This is a genomic window from Brachybacterium sp. AG952, from assembly GCF_004362645.1.
GTDB classification, from domain to species: domain Bacteria; phylum Actinomycetota; class Actinomycetes; order Actinomycetales; family Dermabacteraceae; genus Brachybacterium; species Brachybacterium conglomeratum.
Genome location: NZ_SNXV01000001.1, coordinates 155,750 through 173,550 on the forward strand (window position 1 = coordinate 155,750; position 17,801 = coordinate 173,550).

18 protein-coding genes are annotated in these 17,801 nt (G+C 67.8%); 6 read left to right on the top strand and 12 right to left on the bottom strand.

The window, feature by feature from the left end:
- Positions 1 to 144: 144 nt before the first annotated feature.
- The 3 genes from DEU31_RS00750 to DEU31_RS00760 form a co-directional block, all read right to left on the bottom strand.
- On the bottom strand, positions 145 to 1,794 hold the full coding sequence (locus DEU31_RS00750) for an alkaline phosphatase D family protein (protein ID WP_208109947.1): 1,650 nt from the start codon (positions 1,792 to 1,794) through the stop codon (positions 145 to 147).
- Positions 1,795 to 1,980: 186 nt separating this feature from the next.
- A complete protein-coding gene (locus tag DEU31_RS00755) occupies positions 1,981 to 2,898 on the bottom strand; it encodes an exodeoxyribonuclease III (RefSeq protein ID WP_133675059.1) in 918 nt (305 codons plus the stop codon).
- A gap of 239 nt (positions 2,899 to 3,137) precedes the next feature.
- Complete coding sequence (locus DEU31_RS00760; protein WP_133675061.1) at positions 3,138 to 3,992, bottom strand: LLM class flavin-dependent oxidoreductase; 855 nt, start codon at positions 3,990 to 3,992, stop codon at positions 3,138 to 3,140.
- A 59-nt stretch (positions 3,993 to 4,051) separates the two neighbouring features.
- On the opposite strand from DEU31_RS00760, the gene DEU31_RS00765 reads away from it, so the two are divergent.
- Positions 4,052 to 4,387 carry a hypothetical protein gene (locus DEU31_RS00765; protein WP_133675063.1) on the top strand — a complete coding sequence of 112 codons (336 nt, stop codon included), beginning with the start codon at positions 4,052 to 4,054 and terminating at the stop codon, positions 4,385 to 4,387.
- Here DEU31_RS00765 and DEU31_RS00770 read toward each other — a convergent pair.
- Entirely contained in the window at positions 4,371 to 6,698 is a 2,328-nt protein-coding gene (locus DEU31_RS00770) for a DEAD/DEAH box helicase family protein (protein ID WP_133675065.1), read from the bottom strand. The genes DEU31_RS00765 and DEU31_RS00770 overlap by 17 nt on opposite strands.
- 3 nt (positions 6,699 to 6,701) lie before the next feature.
- The gene (locus DEU31_RS00775) at positions 6,702 to 8,606 is read right to left on the bottom strand and encodes a site-specific DNA-methyltransferase (RefSeq protein WP_133675067.1); all 1,905 of its coding nucleotides are present in this window, start codon (positions 8,604 to 8,606) and stop codon (positions 6,702 to 6,704) included.
- A gap of 163 nt (positions 8,607 to 8,769) precedes the next feature.
- On the opposite strand from DEU31_RS00775, the gene DEU31_RS00780 reads away from it, so the two are divergent.
- From DEU31_RS00780 to DEU31_RS00790, 3 genes are all read left to right on the top strand, one after another.
- Complete coding sequence (locus DEU31_RS00780) at positions 8,770 to 9,348, top strand: antirestriction protein ArdA (protein ID WP_243733657.1); 579 nt, start codon at positions 8,770 to 8,772, stop codon at positions 9,346 to 9,348.
- An 83-nt stretch (positions 9,349 to 9,431) separates the two neighbouring features.
- Positions 9,432 to 9,767 (top strand): hypothetical protein, encoded by a 336-nt coding sequence (locus DEU31_RS00785; protein ID WP_133675069.1) that lies wholly within the window; start codon positions 9,432 to 9,434, stop codon positions 9,765 to 9,767.
- 236 nt (positions 9,768 to 10,003) lie between these two features.
- A complete protein-coding gene (locus DEU31_RS00790) occupies positions 10,004 to 10,579 on the top strand; it encodes a recombinase family protein (RefSeq protein WP_133675071.1) in 576 nt (191 codons plus the stop codon).
- A gap of 77 nt (positions 10,580 to 10,656) precedes the next feature.
- Here DEU31_RS00790 and DEU31_RS00795 read toward each other — a convergent pair whose 3' ends face one another.
- Genes DEU31_RS00795 through DEU31_RS00805 form a run of 3 tightly spaced genes read right to left on the bottom strand, consistent with a single transcriptional unit; the run spans position 10,657 to position 12,730 of the window.
- Positions 10,657 to 11,289, bottom strand: a complete 633-nt coding sequence (locus tag DEU31_RS00795) for a hypothetical protein (protein WP_133675073.1) — start codon at positions 11,287 to 11,289, stop codon at positions 10,657 to 10,659.
- Entirely contained in the window at positions 11,282 to 12,193 is a 912-nt protein-coding gene (locus tag DEU31_RS00800; RefSeq protein ID WP_133675075.1) for a hypothetical protein, read from the bottom strand. The genes DEU31_RS00795 and DEU31_RS00800 overlap by 8 nt, the downstream gene beginning before the upstream one ends.
- Positions 12,194 to 12,196: 3 nt before the next feature.
- The gene (locus DEU31_RS00805; protein ID WP_133675077.1) at positions 12,197 to 12,730 is read right to left on the bottom strand and encodes a hypothetical protein; all 534 of its coding nucleotides are present in this window, start codon (positions 12,728 to 12,730) and stop codon (positions 12,197 to 12,199) included.
- Between the two features lie 144 nt (positions 12,731 to 12,874).
- Between DEU31_RS00805 and DEU31_RS00810 the strand changes: the two genes are divergently transcribed.
- Positions 12,875 to 13,135 carry a hypothetical protein gene (locus DEU31_RS00810; protein WP_133675079.1) on the top strand — a complete coding sequence of 87 codons (261 nt, stop codon included), beginning with the start codon at positions 12,875 to 12,877 and terminating at the stop codon, positions 13,133 to 13,135.
- Entirely contained in the window at positions 13,128 to 14,453 is a 1,326-nt protein-coding gene (locus DEU31_RS00815; protein ID WP_166649337.1) for a type IV secretory system conjugative DNA transfer family protein, read from the top strand. The genes DEU31_RS00810 and DEU31_RS00815 overlap by 8 nt, the downstream gene beginning before the upstream one ends.
- 56 nt (positions 14,454 to 14,509) lie before the next feature.
- Here the strand turns inward: DEU31_RS00815 and DEU31_RS00820 are convergent, their stop codons facing one another.
- From DEU31_RS00820 to mobC, 4 genes are read right to left on the bottom strand one after another with little or no spacing between them, the layout of a single operon-like run.
- The gene (locus tag DEU31_RS00820; RefSeq protein ID WP_133675082.1) at positions 14,510 to 14,983 is read right to left on the bottom strand and encodes a hypothetical protein; all 474 of its coding nucleotides are present in this window, start codon (positions 14,981 to 14,983) and stop codon (positions 14,510 to 14,512) included.
- Positions 14,984 to 14,988: 5 nt separating this feature from the next.
- A complete protein-coding gene (locus DEU31_RS00825) occupies positions 14,989 to 15,249 on the bottom strand; it encodes a hypothetical protein (RefSeq protein WP_133675084.1) in 261 nt (86 codons plus the stop codon).
- A gap of 11 nt (positions 15,250 to 15,260) precedes the next feature.
- Positions 15,261 to 17,141: a relaxase/mobilization nuclease domain-containing protein gene (locus DEU31_RS00830; RefSeq protein ID WP_133675086.1), complete on the bottom strand. Its 1,881-nt coding sequence runs from the start codon at positions 17,139 to 17,141 to the stop codon at positions 15,261 to 15,263.
- Positions 17,128 to 17,607, bottom strand: a complete 480-nt coding sequence (mobC, locus tag DEU31_RS00835; protein WP_133675088.1) for a plasmid mobilization relaxosome protein MobC — start codon at positions 17,605 to 17,607, stop codon at positions 17,128 to 17,130. Before mobC ends, DEU31_RS00830 begins: the two co-directional genes overlap by 14 nt.
- Between the last annotated feature and the right edge of the window lie 194 nt (positions 17,608 to 17,801).

Consider the following 17,801-nt stretch of genomic DNA (forward strand, 5'->3'; position numbering starts at 1 on the left):
ACTCGACGGGAACCTCCGCGGAAGGGGTGCCGGTGCAGATCACCGAGGGTGGTCGGCGAGCCTGTCGGACCCGGCCCCGTCGGCCGACGGACGGCCTGCGCGCGGCGTCGTGCGGCGCGCGGCCGACGGGGCTCGGGTCGCCGTTCACGCCCGGTGCAGCGCCGGCGCCCCGGCGGGCACCACGTAGGTGCGGTCCACCTGGATCTCGGCGCCCGGCCGGGTCACCTCCGCGAGCGTCTTGTAATCCACGCGCAGCTCCTCGGTCGAGTACTCCGAGAGGATGTAGCCGCGCCGACTCTTGATGTACTTGATGTGCGGGTTCTCGGCGAGCACGTCGTCCTCGCCCTTGGCCTTGTCGCTGCCGTCGCCGCCCGAGGTCACCGCGGTGGTCACCAGCTCCACGCCGAGCGTGGCGGAGTCCGGCTCCCAGAAGTCGGCCTTGAGCTCGTTGGCGAAGTGGACGTGCACGTCGCCGGTGAGCACGACGGGGGTCGCGACCTCGTGCTCGTCCCAGGTGCGCACGATCTGGTCGCGGTCGGCGCGATAGCCGTCCCAGCCGTCCGAGCCGAGCGTCGTCGTGGGGCCGGGGGCGTTGTCGCGCTTGGCGAAGAAGACGCTCTGGGCGAGCAGCTGCCAGGTCGTCCCCGCCTCGATCATCCCGTCCTGCAGCCACTGCATCTGATCCGCGCCGAGGATCGTGCGCTCGGGGTCCTCCTGCTCCGCGCAGTCGGTGAACCACCAGGTCTTCCCGCCGTCGTGGCAAGCCTGGAGGTCGCGGTACTGGCGGGTGTCCAGCACGTGGAAGGTCGCCAGGTCGCCCCAGTGCAGGCGGCGGAACAGCTGGATGGAGGAGCCGACGGGGGCGCTGCTGCGCCGCAGCGGCATGTTCTCGTAGTAGGCCTGCTGGGCGGCGATCCGCCGCGCCATCCAGGCGTCGGTGGGCACGCCGTTCTTCGGGTGCACGCCGGCCCAGTTGTCCTGGATCTCGTGATCGTCCCAGGTCACGATCCATGGCGCGGTGGCGTGCAACTCCTGCAGGTCAGGATCGGTCTTGTAGGTCGCGTAGCGCAGGCGATAGTCCTCCAGCGTGGTGCACAGCCGGTGGGGGTGCTTGCGGATCGTGGAGGAGCCCGGCCCGCCCTCGTAGATGTAGTCGCCCAGCGCGAAGACGAGGTCGGGACGGTCCTCGGCCGCACGACGGTAGGCGGTGAACCAGCCGCCCTCCCAGTGGGAGCAGGACAGGTGCACCATGCGCAGGTTCCGGCTGCTGCCGGCGGCGGGAGTGGTCAGCGTGCGGCCGGTGCGGGAGACGTGGCGGCCGGTGCGGAAGCGGTAGAAGAACTCGGAGTCCGCAGGGAGGTCCTCGAGCTCGACGTGCAGGCTGTGGCCCTCCTCGGGCAGGGCGATCTCGGTGCCGCGGCGCACGATGTCGCGGAAGCGCTCGTCGCGGGCCAGCTCCCAGCGCACCTCGACCGGCGCCGAGGGCATGCCGCCGCGGCCGTCCAGCACGTGCGGGTCCACGGCCAGGCGGGTCCACAGCACCACGGAGCTCGAGGTCGGATCGCCCGAGGCGACGCCGAGGGTGAAGGGATCCTGGCGACGCCACGCGCCGTCGTCGGCGAGGGCCGGCGCCGTGCCGAGCACCCCGGCGGCGGTCAGCGTGGTCAGCGACGCGGCGGTGAAGTGGCGCCGGGTCATTCGGCGCCGACGGGCGAGGTTCGCGCCGCGGTCAGGGGCGACGAAGCGGGTGGGCGTGGCGGGCTCGGCGGGGCGGAGATCGGAGGAGAGATCCATGGTCGTCCTTGTCCGGGAGGGGGAGGGCGACGCCCATGCTGGCTCGGATGGAAAGAATTCGCGAGAGCGGCGGAGGCGAAGATAAAGATGTCCATCCAGTGCTCACCGGAGCGTGCGCGGGGGTTCACCGGCCCGTCATGGTCGCCCCGGCGCCTCCGCGCCCCTCCCTGGCCGCGCGTGGCCGGTTCAGCCCAGGTCGTAGTCGACGACGACGGGGGAGTGGTCCGACAGGCGCATGCCCTCGTGCTCCCGGTCCACGGCCGCGCGCACCGCCGAACGCGCCAGGCGCGGCGTGGCCAGGTGGTAGTCGATCCGCCAGCCGGCGTCCTTCGCGAAGGACTGCCCGAGCCAGGACCACCACGAGTAGGGGCCGTCCTCGTCCGGGTGCAGGCGTCGCACCACGTCCACGAGCGTGCGCGGGGAGAGCTGCTGTCCGAGCCACTCCCGCTCCTCGGGCAGGAATCCGTCGGTCTGCTGGTTGCGGCGCCAGGCGGCGAGGTCCTGCCGGGTGTGGGCGATGTTCAGGTCGCCCATCAGTAGGAACTCTCGCCCCGCGGCCGCGGCGGCACGGCGCGTGCGGGTCAGGTAGCGGGCGAATCCGTCCATGAACTGCATCTTCCGCGCGTACTTCGCGCCCCCGTCGGGCGCCTCCCGCATCCGCTCGGGCCGCTGCAGGTGCGCGGGCAGCCCGCCCTTGGGGAGGTAGAGGCAGGCGATGGTGACCGGGGCGTCCCCGAGGTCCACCTCGAGGTAGCGACCCTCGGCGACGAAGTGCGAGAGTCCGCGGGAGAGCGGCACCCGGTCCTCGGCGGGGATCGGGGTGAGCGCCTCGTCGGGCGCGCCGAGCAGCGCCGCCCCGGACCAGGTGCGCACCGCCGCGGGCGGCCGACGGGTCAGCACCGCGACCCCGTTCCGACCCGGCAGCGTCCCGGTCTCGAGGGCGACGTGGAAGTCGCCGAAGGCGCCGTCGGGGAGCTTCGAGGCCTGTGCCCGCACCTCCTGCAGCGCGATCACGTCGCAGCCGCGCGTGGCGAGCCAGTCGCCGAAGCCCCGACGATGAGCGGCGCGGATCCCGTTGACGTTGGCCGAGGCGATGCGGAGCATCCCCGCAGGCTACGCGGTCCCGTCTCCGTCGGTCTCGTCGTCGCGGGCCGGTCTGCGCGGGCGCTATGCAGCACGCAGTGGCGATATCGCCACTGCGTGCTGCATAACGCCCGTTCGCTGGGGCCGCCCGTTCGCTGGGGCCGCCCGTCCGCACCGGGGCCGCCCGTCCGCACCGGGGCCGCCCGTCCGCACCGGGGCCGCCCGTCCGCACCGGGGCCGCGCGGTCCCGGACCGTCGCGTCAGGCGGTGACGGGGTCGCCGACGACGGGGCCCTCGGTGTTGGGCTTCCAGCCGAGCGCGGGCGCGACGTGTGTCGCGAAGTTCTGGAGGATCTCGAGGTTCAGGTCGACGCCGGCCTGGCTCGGGATCGTCAGCAGCAGGGTGTCGGCGGACATCACGGCGGCGTCGGCCTTCAGCTCCTCGATCAGTCGGTCGGGCTCGCCCACGTAGGTGCGGCCGAAGGTGGAGCGGGTGCCGTCGATGATCCCGATCTGGTCGCCGTCGCCGCCCCGGCCTGCGCCGAAGAGCACCCGGTCGCGGTCGGTGAGGACCGGGAAGACGCTGCGGGAGACGGAGACGCGCGGGACGTGGGTGTGCCCGGCCTCGCGGAACGCCTCGCGGAAGACGTCGATCTGCTCGGCCTGGAGATCGCCGAAGGAGGAGCCGTTCGCCTCGGTGAGCAGGGTCGAGCTCATCATGTTCAGGCCCTGCTGCCCGGTGCGCTCGGCGGTCGCGCGGGAGCCCGAGCCCCACCAGATGTGCCGGATGAGCTCCTCGGACTGCGGCTCGATCGCGAGCGGGGCGTGCGGGGCGGCGTCGGACATGTAGGGCTGCGCCGCCGCGCGGGTCATCGGATGGCCCTGGATGGCCTGCAGGAAGGTCTCGAACTTCGCCGCGGCGATGTCCGCGCCGCGCGGGTCGGTCGAGCCGGTGTAGCCGAAGGACTCCCAGCCGCGGTCCGCCGCCTCGGGCGCACCGCGGGAGACGCCCAGCGCCACGCGGCCGTCGGCGATGTGGTCGAGGGCCGCGGCCTCCTCGGCGAGGTAGAGCGGGTTCTCGTACGAGCACTTAGCTTCATGACGGTCGCTGCACAAGGGTCGCCGCCGGCGACCCGGGGGCTGTGCTGACCGCATACAGCTACTCGGAGGTACCCATGTCCTGGACGACCATCAGCGACACCGTGACCGTGCACTATCCGCAGTTCGAGATGACCGGCCCGCTCGTGTACGACACGGCCTGCGCGCTGCTCGTGCACCTTGATGAGGCCACGGGCGACGAAGAGGTCCTCTCGACCGATCTCGGTGCTTACGGGCTCGTGTGCGCCCCTGGAGAGGCGTACATCAAGGATTGGAGCGAGCACTCGGGCTTCACCAGAGCTCTCACAGCGGCCGGACTCGTCGAGGTCCTCGAGGAGAGCACTGTGGGGCCGTTCGCATCCAGGGCCTACCGAGTCCGCGTGCTCGCCCCTGGTGCTACTTATCTTCCTTGAAGCTCTTCGCCACCGCCGCGAGGTCCTCGAACTCCTGAGTGCGCAAGGATCGGTCGCTGCCGAGCGCCCAGACTGAGAAGCCCTCCTTGCCATCCGGCGTGCCGTTCGCCTTGAAGGTGCCCTCGGTCACGAACTTCACCTCGACGGTGGTGGAGACGTCCTTGTGCGGCTGGATCGATAGGAGCTTCCTGCGCGCATCGCTCTCGACCAGGTGGTTGCCCTTCGTGTCGACACACAGGACTCTGTCGCCGGACCACACCAGGAAGTCTGGGAAGAACCACACCGTCTGCCCGAGCGAGACGAGTTGGATCTTGTAACCCGTCTGAGAGCGGTTCCTCGCCCACGGCAGGCCGGTCTCATCGAGTGCCCGGGCGAACCTCAGCTCGAACGGCCGCAGATCGTCGTAGCCCTCGTGCAGAGCGTTTTTGAATGTCTCCATCGATCCGCGACGCACCAGCGTGCTGCCGATTTCGTACGGCTTCGGTTTCAGTTGTTTCACCACAGCGTGGCGGAGGTACTCGTCGACCGCCTCAGCGGCGTAGTCGGTCAAGCTGGCGTACGCCGTGCTGCCGACCCCGACCTTGGCGTCAAACTTCTGCGAGTCCGTCTCCATGATCGAGAGCGACGGGCGGTACCTCCTGGCGACCTCACGGCGGAACACCCAGCGCGCGTTCACCCGGTTCGACTGCTCGAAGTCGACCCACTCCGAGTCCTTCGCCTCGCCTGCGCCGATCGCCTGCTGCACGGTCCTGCGCCGTCCGACACCGCGGGTGTTCACGGTGTCCTGGCTGTAGTCGTGGACCTTCGCGAGCACCTTCGAGACCGGCTCGACCGTGGGTCCGTTGTCGATCGCCGTACGGGGCACGGATCGCGACTCCTTGGCATCGAGGCTCACCGGCAGCTCGGACCCCGGAGGAGATGTGAGGATGCGAACCTCGGGTGCATCCCCGCCGAGCCCCTTGCGGACGTCCTCAACGACTTGCGCGAAGGTGTCGTTGCGGTCGACGCGGACGTAGAAGTGGGCGGTGTTCAACCGGTCGGACTCGTAGTGGGTCGCACCCGGCTGGCGCAGCACGCGGCCGACAACCTGCGTGATCTGGATCGACGACTCCATCGTCTTGTCGACGTAGGCGAAGTAGACGCTCGGGTCGTCCCAGCCCTCCTGGAGCGTCCTATTGAAGATGATGTGTCGATAGTCGCCCGCCATGAAGTCGTCGTAGTCGCTCTCACCACCGGTGAAAAGCACGAAATCAGGCGGCAGGGGGAAATCGCGATCGGTCTTGAGGTCGGCGTAGACGGCCACCTCGTCGGCCGGGACTCCGCACTGCTCGGTGAGGTACCGCCAGATCAGGATCGGGGGTGCCTGACGCTGGTCAAACGGCTGCTTGGGATCGTCCGTCTGCCCTGCGTCGTCGGCGAGGATGTTGGTGTTGCAGACGTAGATCGCCTTCGGCCGGAAGCTCAGTCTCTCCGCCCTCGCCGCCGCTTCAGCGTCCTCCATGTCGGCGAGCAGCTCAGAGACCGTCTCCTGCATCGGAGCGTTGAGCCCGTCGAGCGAGATCATGCCCTTCACGAGCCCTGAGGACACCACGGTGGAGGACTTGACGGAGGTGATCAGATCCTCGTCCTGGTAGTCGGCCTGCGTCCGGAGCTGCTGGATGACCTCGGTGTCGAACCGGGCCGGGAACTGAAGCGTCGCGCTGGCCAGGAGGAACACCGACGGCTGCTGTTCCAGGAGCAGGGTCGTCTGTTGGTCACTGAGGTTCTGAGCCTCGTCGTAGACCACCACAAGCGGGCGCCGTGTGCCGTCCGCCGTCTCGCGCGTCTTGAGCGCCTCCCAACGAGTCGACTCGATCGCGTCGGTGTCGAGTGCGTAGATCCTGAGCTTGCTCTCTTCCTTGTCCTTCTGGTTGAAGGTGCCGACCGTCGCGAAGTAGAGGAGCGCCTCACTCGAATCGGCGACATCCTCCGGGTTGTACTCACTGAGCAGACGCACCGCGACATCCGTGAGCAGGTGGTCGTATTTTCCGCCCTCGGCGAGGTTGGCGTAGCTCTGTTGCACCACCACCTTGCCCTTCGACAGCCAGAGGATCACCGGAGGCACCTCTGACATCGCGACGATCTCACTCACCGCCTGAGCGAGGATTGCCGTCTTGCCCGATCCCGTGATGGACGAGAGCGCTTGGTAGAACGGCACCTCACGGCGCTTCGCGCCCCGCCCGAAGCTGAGCGGCTCATCGCTGTACTTGATGTAGCGGTCGGCCATCTGGGAGGCCGCGTCCTGCTGGAACTGAAAAAGTTCAAGTGCCATGGATCATCCCTCCTCGGTGAACGACTCGGTGCGGACGTCGAGCCCGAAGTCGGACAAGATTCGATCAGGTATCTGGTACCAGATCACGTCATCGGTCACGAGGAGGTTCCGGCGACTGTAGACGTGGTAGACGTCAGCCAGCTCGGCTCGCTCGGCTTCCTCGGTGATCGCCTCGTAGACGTCCTCAGTCAGGTCCGTGTTGGAGCCAGCCCCCGACCACACGAGGAAGATCCCCTCATTGGCCGCATTCTTCGCCACCAGGTAGCTGTACGGCTCGTTGTCCTCGTCCACCACGGGGATGAGTACCGCCGCTCTGCGGCTGCCGGTGCTCGAATGCGAGGCGATGACAGTATCGATCATCTCGTCGCGTTCCATGAGTAGAAGGGTCTGTGCGTCGACCTTCTTCTCCAGCACCTTGAAGGTGAACCCGCCGTCCAGCGAGGAACCCTCGCCGTTGGCCCACGTGCCCTCTATGACTCGCTTCAGGCGATCAGCGGTGAGCGCCCGGGCGTAGGAGTCGCCTCGCTCCGGTCGTCCCTGCTCGACGAGAATGAATCGTCGGTCACCTCCCGATAGTGAATTCAGTGCCAGCACGGCATGTCCAGTCGTTCCAGACCCGGCGAACGGATCGAGCACCGTTCCGTCGGTGGGGACCCAGAGCTGGAGCAGCTTCATCATCAGCTTCAACGGCTTCACAGTCGTGAAACCGTGCCCCTTGCCGACGATCGATGTCAGTTCACTCGCGCCGTCACTACTTCGGCCCGACTCCTCGAAGTCCCATGAGGTCGATCCCAGTTCCACGGGGAGACCGAGGTCGTCATCTGCCCAGTATGTGACGGGGACCTTGCCCTTCTTAATCTGCTCTAGATAGGTCTTCGTGCGTGGTCGGCCCTGTCCGTCGCGACCGAACCAGATGAATGGCCACCTAGGCTGTGCCAGGCGTTCCTCAGCACGGGTTGCCGTATCAGACGAGAAACCGTCCTTTAAAACTAGAGCCTTCACCTTGCCGTCGTCGAGGGCCCTTTCCACATAAGGCGAACCCCACTGGTTCAGCCACTCCTTGATGTTCCTCTTCGGGTGTCGCCATGCTCCCTCCCCAGCGGGGTAGTGGTACTCGCCAGTGAACGGGGACTGGATGGCGTAGTCGCCACTCTTGGACCACGTTCGCGCCGTAAGATTCCCCTCGCGCCATAGCCCTCCCGGATCACTGTCGGGATTCCCGTAGCGCCGATTGTCGGCGTCTGTCCGTTCGAGAGAGGCCGTCTTGGCGCGGACAATGTTCCGCGCATAGACGAGAACGTACTCGGTTGTGGCGGTGACACCGCCCTTGTCGGAACGTGGGGCAGCGGTCTTCTGCCAGTTGATGATCGCCAAGCGGTTCTCTTCGCCGAACAGCTCGTCGAGCATCTGTCCGAGGTGGAAGAGCTCACGGCTGTCGATGCAGATCGCCAGGACGCCGGACGGCTTCAGCATGGCCCGCATCATCTGAAGGCGCGGGTACATGAACTTCATCCACTTGGTGTGCTTCGCGGGGTCGTCGCTGCCCACGAACTCGCCCATGTCGGGATCGTTCGGGTCCTTGTCCCACTTGTCGTTATACCGGAAGTCACCGCCGGTGTTGTAGGGCGGATCCGTCAGGATCATGTCGATCTGGCCCCGCTCGCGGTACAGCGACGCGAGCGCTTGGAGGTTGTCACCCTCGATCAGGAGGTTCCGCGAGCGACCGTGCTCGTCACCCGCGCTCAGGGACTTCACCGTCCGCTGGTTGCGAGGCCGTACCCGACGGCCCAGCTGGCGAGCGAGGACCTTGCCGGGGAACGAGAGGTTGACGCCAGCGCCAGTCTTCTCCCTGATCATCTCGATCAGCTGCTCAACTGGTAGCTCTTCGAGCGCGGTGGCATCGTCCATCTCTAGTCCCTCTGTCTCGTTGGCATTCCGTCAGCGTGCCCCGCTCGTCGCGCCTGCACCCTCCAGATTCTATTCGAGGGGTAGGACATAGCTCTGGGCCGGGCGCGTCGGATCGTAGGGCACAAGGCCGCCGCGGCGGCCCGGGAGACCTCCTGAGGAGTAGGTGATCAGCCTGCTCATGGACGAGGAGGACCCCATGACGACCAGCGCCCGCATCATCCGCCACACCGAGCCCCGCGCGTGGCTTGGCTGTCTCGCGTGCCATAACGAAGGTGATCTCGTCGGGCAGTGGTACGACGCCGAGGACTGCGACGAGGTCACCCCTGCCCAGCTGCACGGTCACGCGACCGACCACGAGGAACTCTGGGTGATGGACCACGAGGGCATCCCTGTCGCCGGCGAGATGGACCCCATGACCGCGGCCCAGTGGGGCCGCGTCCTCACCTCGGTGCCCGAGCACCAGCAGGAGGCGCTGTTCGCCTGGGTCCGGTCCGGCAGCTACGTCGCCGAGGGCGAGGGCGACTTCCCGTCGCTCGAGGCGTTCGAGGACCGCTACGAAGGCGAGTGGTGCTCCTGGCGGGAGTACGCCGATCACCTGCTCGAGGAGGGCGGCCTGCTCGAGGGTGTCTCCGACGAGGTCCGGCGCTACATCGACTACGACCAGTGGGCACGCGACCTGCTGATGGACTACACGGTCGAGCACAGCGAGGACGGCGGCGTGATCGTCTTCCGCAACCTCTGAGCTATAGGCGCGTTTACTGCACTGTCACGTAAACGCGCCTATAGCATGTCTGACCGATCCCTGCCTCCCATAGGAGCCCCACCATGCGCCGCCACCTGATCACCGCCACCACACTCGCCATCGCCACCACCGCCCTGCTCACCGGCTGCAGCGGCAACAACCTCGAGGGCACGTACCTCGACGCCAAGGAGGGGCGATACATGCTGATCCTCGGCGAGGGCGGCACCTGCGGCTCCGCAGAGCGCACCAACCCGCAGGCCGAGATCGAGGACGACTGCTCCTGGTCCCGTAACGGCGACGAGCTGACCTTCGTCGGCCTGATGAGCTACAACGTCTACGGCACGGTGAACGACGACGGCTCGATCACCATCCCGCACCAGAACCACGTCACCTCGAAGCTCTTGCAGAAGCAGGACTGAGCGCCAGAACGAGATCCCCGCGGGCTACGGCCTGCGGGGATCTTTTTTCAGCCGGGGGCGCCCGTCGATCCTCCTGCGTCGGATCGCCGGGCATCGGGGAGTGTGGTCATCTGCCAGCTGAGCACCTGTCCAGCGAGGTGTACCCGTTGAACACAGGTCGAGTCCCTGCCTGCGAGCTGTTCAATATGGTCCCGATTGGGTATGGTGGACACATCTGCACAGGAGGTCTAGACGATATGAACACCACAGGCAAGCTCGTCGGCTACGCGCGGGTCAGCTCGGCCGACCAGAACCTCGACCGGCAGCTCGAGGTGCTCAGCCGGGCCGACAAGATCTTCACGGAGAAGATCTCCGGCAGCAGTCGGGAGCGGCCCGAGCTGACCCGGATGCTCGAGTACGTCCGCGAGGGCGACACCGTGCTCGTGAAGTCGCCCGACCGCCTCGCCCGGTCGACGACCGACCTGCTCGCCCTCGTCGAGCAGCTGCGCGACAAGGACGTGGCCGTGGAGTTCATCGACAATCCTGCGTTGAACACGGACACCCCGCAGGGGGAGTTCATGCTCACCGTGCTGGCAGCGATGGCACAGCTCGAGCGGGCGACCATCAGGGAGCGGCAAGCCGAGGGCATCGCGATCGCCAAGAAGAAGGGCACCTATGCCAAGACGGTGCGCCTGACCCCCGAGCAGATCGCCGAGGCCCGTGAGCGGGTCGAGGCGGGCGTCGCCCATGCTCGAGTAGCCCGAGAGCTGGGCGTGTCCCGCACGACCCTCTACGCCGCCCTGAGCGGCTCCGGGGCCTACGCGACCACCTGAGCCCCCACGACACACAGAAGCGCCCCGGACATCTCGTCCGGGGCGCTTGCCGTGTGGGAGGTAACGGGGTGCGGGTCTCACGCAGACTGCCTCCAGTCGCTGTCGTCCTCAGGGACCTCAGGGATGAACCCTGCCTCGTCGGCCGGCGACGGCTTCACACCCTCGTCCCGGCGCACATGCTCGACATCGCGGTCGCTCTTGTCCTTCGTGACCTTCACGCCCGTCTTGGAGCCGACCCCCTTGATGAGGTTGCTGATGAGCGTCGGGGCGACGATCACCGAGGCGACGAGCGCCGAGATGCCGCCTGCGATCCAGACGTTCTGGAAGACCCCCATCGCCTGCGTCAGCAGCAGCCGCACGACCATGAAGCCGACCGTGTACAGCACGGCCATGAGCGCAAGCCGCCAGATGGGCGAGCGGGCCTGGAACGCCTGGAACTCCCGCCATGCCGTGCGCAGGGCACCCTTCGTCTCGCGGAAGTCCGGGCCGTCATCCTCCGGCAGCACCAGCAGCCCCGCCTTGAGCATGAGGCCGACGAACTGGAACCCGAAGACCGTCAGCCCCGTCGCCGCGAGGTCGAGCATGCCGGCGTTCGACATCGCCCAGGCGAGCATGCCGACACCGCCGATGCCGATGATCGTGCCGGCGACCTGCCAGCCATGGGCGTTGGCACCCCGGTCGAGGTTGATGTTGATGTTCTGATCAGGCATTTTCCTGCTCCTTGTCCTTGTCGATGTGGGCGAAGATCTCGCCCATCATCCAGTTCTTCTCGTTGATGCCCTGCTCGATGAGCCGAGCCCTCCCGGGCGAGCCAGGCTCGACGAACGCCGGGTCGGGCTCGAGGTCGTCCTCGTCGTCCATCTCGTCCGGCTCGAAGGCGGCCTCGAGGGCCGCCAGCTCCTCCTCGTCGTCCTCCGGGATCTCCGGCAGCTCAACGTCCTCCTCGTCCCTCACGGGCACGCTCACAGGCTCAGGGACCGCAGGGACGTACTCGCTCGTCGCCTCGGTCGCCGCGAGCATCTCGGTGCTCAGCCGCGCACTCGTACTCCCGACCTGCGCACCCGGCCAGCCGTGCCGACGCACATGCCAGCCGGTCAGCAGGCAGGCCAGCACGCCCTGCATCCACAGGTACGCCCCGCCGATCTGCTCGTCCGCCACGTGCACGTTGAAGAACGGGATGACCTCTACCCGCACGAGCGAGCCCCACTGGACGACGAACACGCTGGCCGCTGCCAGCGCCGCTGCGAGGGCGAGCCACGGCCAGCCCAGGGGCCGACGCCCCGCCTTGAGCATGGCCGTGCTGTACCCGGCGTACGCAGCCTGCGAGACCAGCAGTGCCGGCCCGACGACCACCAGGAAGATCGGCGCGGTGATCAGCACCGCCAGCAGCCGCCAGATCGCCTCACCGCCCTCGTCCGAACGGGAGAGGAACCGGCTGATGATCGGCTTGATCCGCGCCTGGTGGTGGATCGTCCCGGTCGAGCCGGACTCCTTCTGCGCCGTGCGTGCAGCACGACGACGCAGGCCGTCGGCCATGCGCCGATCGCTCATGTGCCAGCTGGCCTCGTGCTCGAGCAGCCAGGCTGCCCGCTCGCTCTCGTACCGTCCTGCCATGGCTCAGCCCTCCTCCGGGGTGAAGACCCAGCGCTCGTCGCCGTAGTCGAAGTCCCACGAGCCCGTGGGCTCACGGTCGGGCTCACCCGCGGCATGCACGCCCGCGTAGATGCCCTCGACCTGGAACTCCCACTCCTCGTGCTTCTCGTTGTAGACCCACTCACCGCGGGGCTCCCACAGAACGTTGGACATCGCCTCCTCCATCTCCTCGCGGGCCTCGTCCTCGCTGAGCGTCTCCTCTTCCTCAGCAGGCTCCTGGGCGCCCTCAGACGGCTCAGTGGCCGCCGAGGTCTGCTCGCCCCCGTCGCTGGGCTCCGTGGCCTGCTCAGAGGGCTCCTGGCCCTCCTTCGCGGCCGACTCGCCGTTGACGCACGCCTGCAGCGCGTCGATGTCCTGCGCCGGGAGGCAGTCGGCGATCTTGTCGCTCTCCACCATCCCGTTCGAGGTCACCATGCCGCCTGCGGTGAAGCCGGCCATGAAGATCGCCAGGAAGACCACCAGCCCGACGACCAGCTTGATCACGCTACCGATCCGCATCGCGTTCTCCTTTCTGTCGCTATCGCTCGATGGGGTATGTCTGGTACCCTACTGGGGAACCAGAGAAACCGCAACAGCTGAGGTCGGCTGGGCAGATGGGTACCCTAGTGGGGAACCAGAAGCACATCGACAAGGAGAGAGCACATGGCTATGAGCGCGAAGCAGTACGTCCCCCTCAGCGAGGACGAGCTGGCGACGATGCGGGCAGCGGCACGTGAGCACAAGATCGGGGCCGGCCTGTTCTTCAGAGCCCTGGCCATGCACGCCTACACGACCCTCACACCCGACGAGCTGAAGAAGGTCGTCGACGCGGAGAGGGAGGCCAGCAAGCAGCGGCTCTCGGACGGTGCCCGTGAGGCACGCAGTCACCGATGGACCGACAAGAAGGATGATGACGATGGCTAAGAAGACCAGCACCGACCACAGCCAGCAGACGCCCTACGGCGGCGTGATCGGCAAGAACGAGCAGGTGAGGACCGGGCCGCACCTGCTCGTCAGCGGCCCCACCGGCACGATGAAGACCACCGGTGTCCTCGCACCGGCAGCGATCCTGTGGAGGGGACCGCGCGTCATCGTCTCCTCCAAGACCGACTTCCTGGGATGGCTCGTCAAGAAGGGCGTCGCCAACCGCGGGCCGCTGTACGTCCTCGACCTGGCAGGCGAGCTGCACGACGACATCTCGTGGCTCAAGGGCCGGTCGTACACGCGGGTGACCGCTGATCCGACCGCGCTCATCGAGAACAGCGACGATGCCATCGCCATGGCGGACACGCTCATGAAGGTCGGTGCCCTGGGTGCCTCCGACCAGGCTGGCGGCGGAGGCGGGAACGACGCCTTCTGGCAGACGCTCGCCTCGGACTCCCTGGCTGCACTGCTCGAAGCCGGCAAGGCATCCGGCGAGGGCATCGGCTGGACTGTGAAGGCCCTGCGGACCCTGGAGCCGCCCGAAGACTCCGAGCCCGGCTCGGTGCCCTCCTTGGCGGAGGCGTACTCCCTTGTCGAGCAGACCAGCTTCCACGCCGAGGCGCTGCGGGCTCTGAAGGCCCAGGATCCGAAGATGCGGGACTCGGTCACCGCGACCATGAAGGCCGGCCTGGCCCCTTGGCTCCTGTCCACCGTGCGCGGTGACAGGCGAGCAGTGCCGTTCAAGCCCAGCATGCTCGAGGGGCCGGGCGAGCCGACCCTGGCGATCATCGCCCCGGCCGACGGCGTCGCGGCCGGCGCGGCCGCCGCGGCCATCGAGACGATCATCCGGCACTGGCGTCGCGGCATCGACCGCGGCCTCGACCGTGTCCTGCTGGCGATCGACGAGCTGGTCAACACGGCCCCGCTGCCGAAGCTGGCCACCTACATCACCGAGGCGCGCGGCCTCGGTGTCGCCGTCGTCGCCGCCGTCCAGTCGACCAACCAGATGAAGCTCCGGTGGGGTGCTGACGGCGCTGAGGTGCTCCGTGAGGTCTTCCCCGCCGTGCTCGTGCTCCCTGGCGCTCCCGAGCGCGACCTGCTCGAGGCTGCCGCCTGGCAGGACGGCGAGGAAGACGTGCAGCGTGAGTCCATCGACCACAACAACCGCAGGTCGATCTCGACCGAGCGCGTACAGCGCACGACGCCCACCAGCCTGCTGCCGACCGAGGTCGGCACCGCCCGCCTGATCATCGGCGGCAGGAAGGGGCATCTTGTTCAGCTGCCCGGCGTGTGGCTCTGGCCCGACAAGGCCGCCTGAGCCGACATGCAGAAACCCCCGTCACCGATGTGGTGACGGGGGTTTCTTCGTGGCCCTCAGAGGTCCCTGCCGCGGTCGGCATCCCGGCCCTGCCCCGGGGGCCTGGTCGCCTTGAAGCGCTCACGCGCCGCCTGACGGCGCTTCTCGCGCTCGGCGTCCTCACGGTCCTGGGAGGGCTCGTCGTCGCGCTCAGAGGCGTCCTGGCCCTGCTGAGCGGCGTCCCGCTCCTCGGCCTGGTCCCGGTCCTCCGCAGAGCCCCGGTCCGAGCCGGCCTGCTCGGCCTGAGCTGCCCGTGCCTGCTCCCGGCGCTCACGCTCAGCCGCCTCGCGCTCGGCCTGCTCGACTGCCTCACGGCGCATCTGGGCCTGGCGAGCACGGGCAGCCCGCAGCTCCTCCTGCGCCCGCTGGTACTCCTCGGTCGCGGTCACGTCCTCGCCGTAGCGCTGCTTGACCTGCTCCTCGGTGCCCTCGGCGAGCATCGTGCGGATCTGCTTGGTCTTGTCCCTGTCGATGGTCTGGCTGGTGGCCATGATGATCAACTCCTCTTCTTGCTGTTCCTGATCCTGCGCGCCTCGGCCTCATGACGAAGCGCCTCGTCCTCGAGCTGCTTGCCCAACGCCCGCAGCTTGTCGACCCGCTCCATCCGCTCGTCGTAGAACTGGCGGAAGGTCCCACCGCCGCCCGACCGGATCAAGTACGCACCTGCCTCGGCCTCGGCATCATCGGCCTCGTGCAGAACCTGACGGGCGCGATCGCGCATGTCGGCGATCTCGATCGGTCCCAGTGCCATGTCCATCACCCCCTCTCCTAGCCGCCCAGCCCGTAGCCACGGTCGTGGTCACGGGAGATCTCGGGCATCTGGTGCCTCTGCGCGTTCATGTCGAGCTTCTTCTGGCGCGACCGGGACACCAGGCCCCGCATGCGGGCATCGCGCTGGGCCTCGACCTGCTGGCGCATGGTGTCCGGCGTGACTGGCTCGAGCTGCGACTTCTCGAAGCGCTCCGGCAGCCAGAGCTTGTGCTGGTCGTTGTACTTCACGTCGGCGCGGAAGCCGAGCACATGCCCACCCTCGACCTCAGCCCGGTTGCTACCAGCCGCCCGCTCGATCTGAGCGAGCTTGTGCTCGGCGTAGGTCCGGAATCGGCTCGGGTGCTGAGCCGTCTTGCCCAGGCTGAGCACCTGGTGACCCGCGGCATCAGCAGTCCCTGCACGCAGCTGGATGTCGAGCTTCTGAGGATTCCGAGCGCTCTGCAGCGCGATCATCTCGAGCCCCGTCCTGTTGACCCCGAAGAGCCCGTCGAACTCGAACGCCTTCTTCGGAGCCGGCTTCTCCGCCTCGACCTTCTTCGGCTGCTCCGGTTCACGCGGCCGGGTGTACGCCCGCGGCTCCTGACGGGCCTCGGACGGCTCAGCAGCCTCATGGGCGGCAGGAGGTGCCACAACGGGCTCCTGAGCCGTCTGCGGGGCCTGCGCGGGCTCCGAGACGGTCGGGGCCGTCTCGTCGCGGTCACGGTCCTCGTCGGTCGTCGCCCGGCGCCGACGGCGTGGTGCGACCTCGAGGTCCTCGTCCTCGACCTGAGCCCCCTGCGCCGCGGGAGGCTCCGGCTCCGACAGCATGACGTCATCGAGCGCAGCCTCATGCGCCGGCGCGTCGGCCATGATTGCGTCCAGCCGGGACGCGACCGGGTCGACCGGCAACTCGCGCTCGGGCACCTTGGGGGCCTTGGCGCGCTGCTTCTCGGCCTCGATGTTGCGCTCGATCGCAGCCTCGATCGCGGTCTTCTCGAAGTCACGTCCGAGCTTCGAGGCCCGGCGCTTGTCCGACGTCGCGATGGGCATGTAGTCCGCCCCGTCGGGACCAAGACGGAGCATCGCATAGCTGACACCCTTGCCGCGTTCCTCGGCGTCCACACCGTTGGCCCGCGCCGCCCGAGCAAAGGACTCGAAGTCAGTGAAGTCGTCCTGCTCGAGCGTCGCGCTGATGCGGTCCTTGAGCACCGCCACGGAGAACGGCTCCGCACCTTCGCGCCCGTCGGCCTCCCACACCTTGTGCTTCTGCAGACCGCGCAGCTCTGACTTCTCGAGCTTCACGGCTGTCTTGGTGACACCGGGCTCCGGGTACTCGTTGACCTGCTCGTACCCAAGCTCCCGCAGCATGCCGTCATGGGTCTTCACCAGCTCGGCATGCTTGACGTGCGAGGAGTCGAACGAGCGTCCGGTCTGCCGGTCGATCGAGTCGATCACGAGGTGGTTGTGGATGCAGCCGGTCTTGCCGTCGATCTGCGTGTGGACCGTCGCGTAGCGAGACTCACCGGCCACCCGCTTGGCCAGCTCCCGGCCGAGGTCGTGCGCCTTCTCCCAGTCGTCCGTGTCCTCAGGGTTCAGTGCGCCCTCGCCGTCACGGGCGAAGCTCTGGATGACGTGGTAGGCGTGCACATACTCGCCCTCGAAGATCTGCTTGCCGTCCTTGTCGGTGACGACCCGCTGGCCGTCCTTAGCCCAGCGCTTGCGGTTGTCCCGCATCTGCTGATCGGCGTAGCGCGTGCTGCACCCGTTGATGCCGGACGCCGCGACGAAGCGGTCGTCCGTCTGCCCTTCCTTCTGCTGCCGGACGTAGCGATTGAGCCGCGACACATTGCGCGTCGGGCTCGCCATCACCACGGCCGCGACCCGCTCAGCCATCGTCATCACCAGACAGCCTGACCGCGTCCTCGATGCCGCTCAGACGCTCCTGCAGAGCGTCCAGCTGCGCACGCACCTCGCGGAGATCCGCCGGCACCTCACCCGTGGTGTGTGCGACCTTCGTCATCGCGTTGACGTTGTGCCCGATGCGACGCACCTGAGTGCGCGTCTCCTCGATCTCGTCGGTGAACCGGGCGAGCACCTCGTCGCTGACTGCACCGCCAGCCACGGGGCTCGTCGCGTTGTCACCTCGCGCTGCAGCGGAGAGTTTCGCGCACCCGTCTTCCACCGCGTTGCGCACGATGTCCGAAAGGGAGACCTTGCGGCCCGTCGCCCTGAGGGAGACCTCCTGGGCCTCGGTCACCATCTCGAGCTGCTTGTCCGTGAGCTTCACCTCGAACCGATTCGGGTACGTGCTCCGACGCCGACGCCGCTTCTTCGGCTGCGCCCCATCGTTGGTCGTCATCGCCATCACCCGTCCGCTCGGTTCTGCTATAGCACCCTGCCATCATACCCCATGATCGCTGCTATAACAGAACGGCGAGCAGTTTATCCGTACGGGACTATAACGCTGGCGCGTCATAGCCCGTACGGACTGCTCGCCCTCGCTGCGCTCGGGAACGGGGCTGCGCCCCGCCCCAGCTACGGCCTTCGGCCTGCGCTGGG

Excerpts from the sequence above, each read along its gene's own strand:
- DEU31_RS00750 (WP_208109947.1), bottom strand. The coding sequence starts at position 1,794 with ATGGATCTCTCCTCCGATCTCCGCCCCGCCGAGCCCGCCACGCCCACC.
- DEU31_RS00755 (WP_133675059.1), bottom strand. The coding sequence starts at position 2,898 with ATGCTCCGCATCGCCTCGGCCAACGTCAACGGGATCCGCGCCGCTCAT.
- DEU31_RS00765 (WP_133675063.1), top strand. The coding sequence starts at position 4,052 with ATGTCCTGGACGACCATCAGCGACACCGTGACCGTGCACTATCCGCAG.
- DEU31_RS00770 (WP_133675065.1), bottom strand. The coding sequence starts at position 6,698 with ATGGCACTTGAACTTTTTCAGTTCCAGCAGGACGCGGCCTCCCAGATG.
- DEU31_RS00775 (WP_133675067.1), bottom strand. The coding sequence starts at position 8,606 with ATGGACGATGCCACCGCGCTCGAAGAGCTACCAGTTGAGCAGCTGATC.
- DEU31_RS00785 (WP_133675069.1), top strand. The coding sequence starts at position 9,432 with ATGCGCCGCCACCTGATCACCGCCACCACACTCGCCATCGCCACCACC.
- DEU31_RS00790 (WP_133675071.1), top strand. The coding sequence starts at position 10,004 with ATGAACACCACAGGCAAGCTCGTCGGCTACGCGCGGGTCAGCTCGGCC.
- DEU31_RS00795 (WP_133675073.1), bottom strand. The coding sequence starts at position 11,289 with ATGCCTGATCAGAACATCAACATCAACCTCGACCGGGGTGCCAACGCC.
- DEU31_RS00800 (WP_133675075.1), bottom strand. The coding sequence starts at position 12,193 with ATGGCAGGACGGTACGAGAGCGAGCGGGCAGCCTGGCTGCTCGAGCAC.
- DEU31_RS00805 (WP_133675077.1), bottom strand. The coding sequence starts at position 12,730 with ATGCGGATCGGTAGCGTGATCAAGCTGGTCGTCGGGCTGGTGGTCTTC.
- DEU31_RS00810 (WP_133675079.1), top strand. The coding sequence starts at position 12,875 with ATGGCTATGAGCGCGAAGCAGTACGTCCCCCTCAGCGAGGACGAGCTG.
- DEU31_RS00815 (WP_166649337.1), top strand. The coding sequence starts at position 13,128 with ATGGCTAAGAAGACCAGCACCGACCACAGCCAGCAGACGCCCTACGGC.
- DEU31_RS00820 (WP_133675082.1), bottom strand. The coding sequence starts at position 14,983 with ATGGCCACCAGCCAGACCATCGACAGGGACAAGACCAAGCAGATCCGC.
- DEU31_RS00825 (WP_133675084.1), bottom strand. The coding sequence starts at position 15,249 with ATGGACATGGCACTGGGACCGATCGAGATCGCCGACATGCGCGATCGC.
- DEU31_RS00830 (WP_133675086.1), bottom strand. The coding sequence starts at position 17,141 with ATGACGATGGCTGAGCGGGTCGCGGCCGTGGTGATGGCGAGCCCGACG.
- mobC (WP_133675088.1), bottom strand. The coding sequence starts at position 17,607 with ATGGCGATGACGACCAACGATGGGGCGCAGCCGAAGAAGCGGCGTCGG.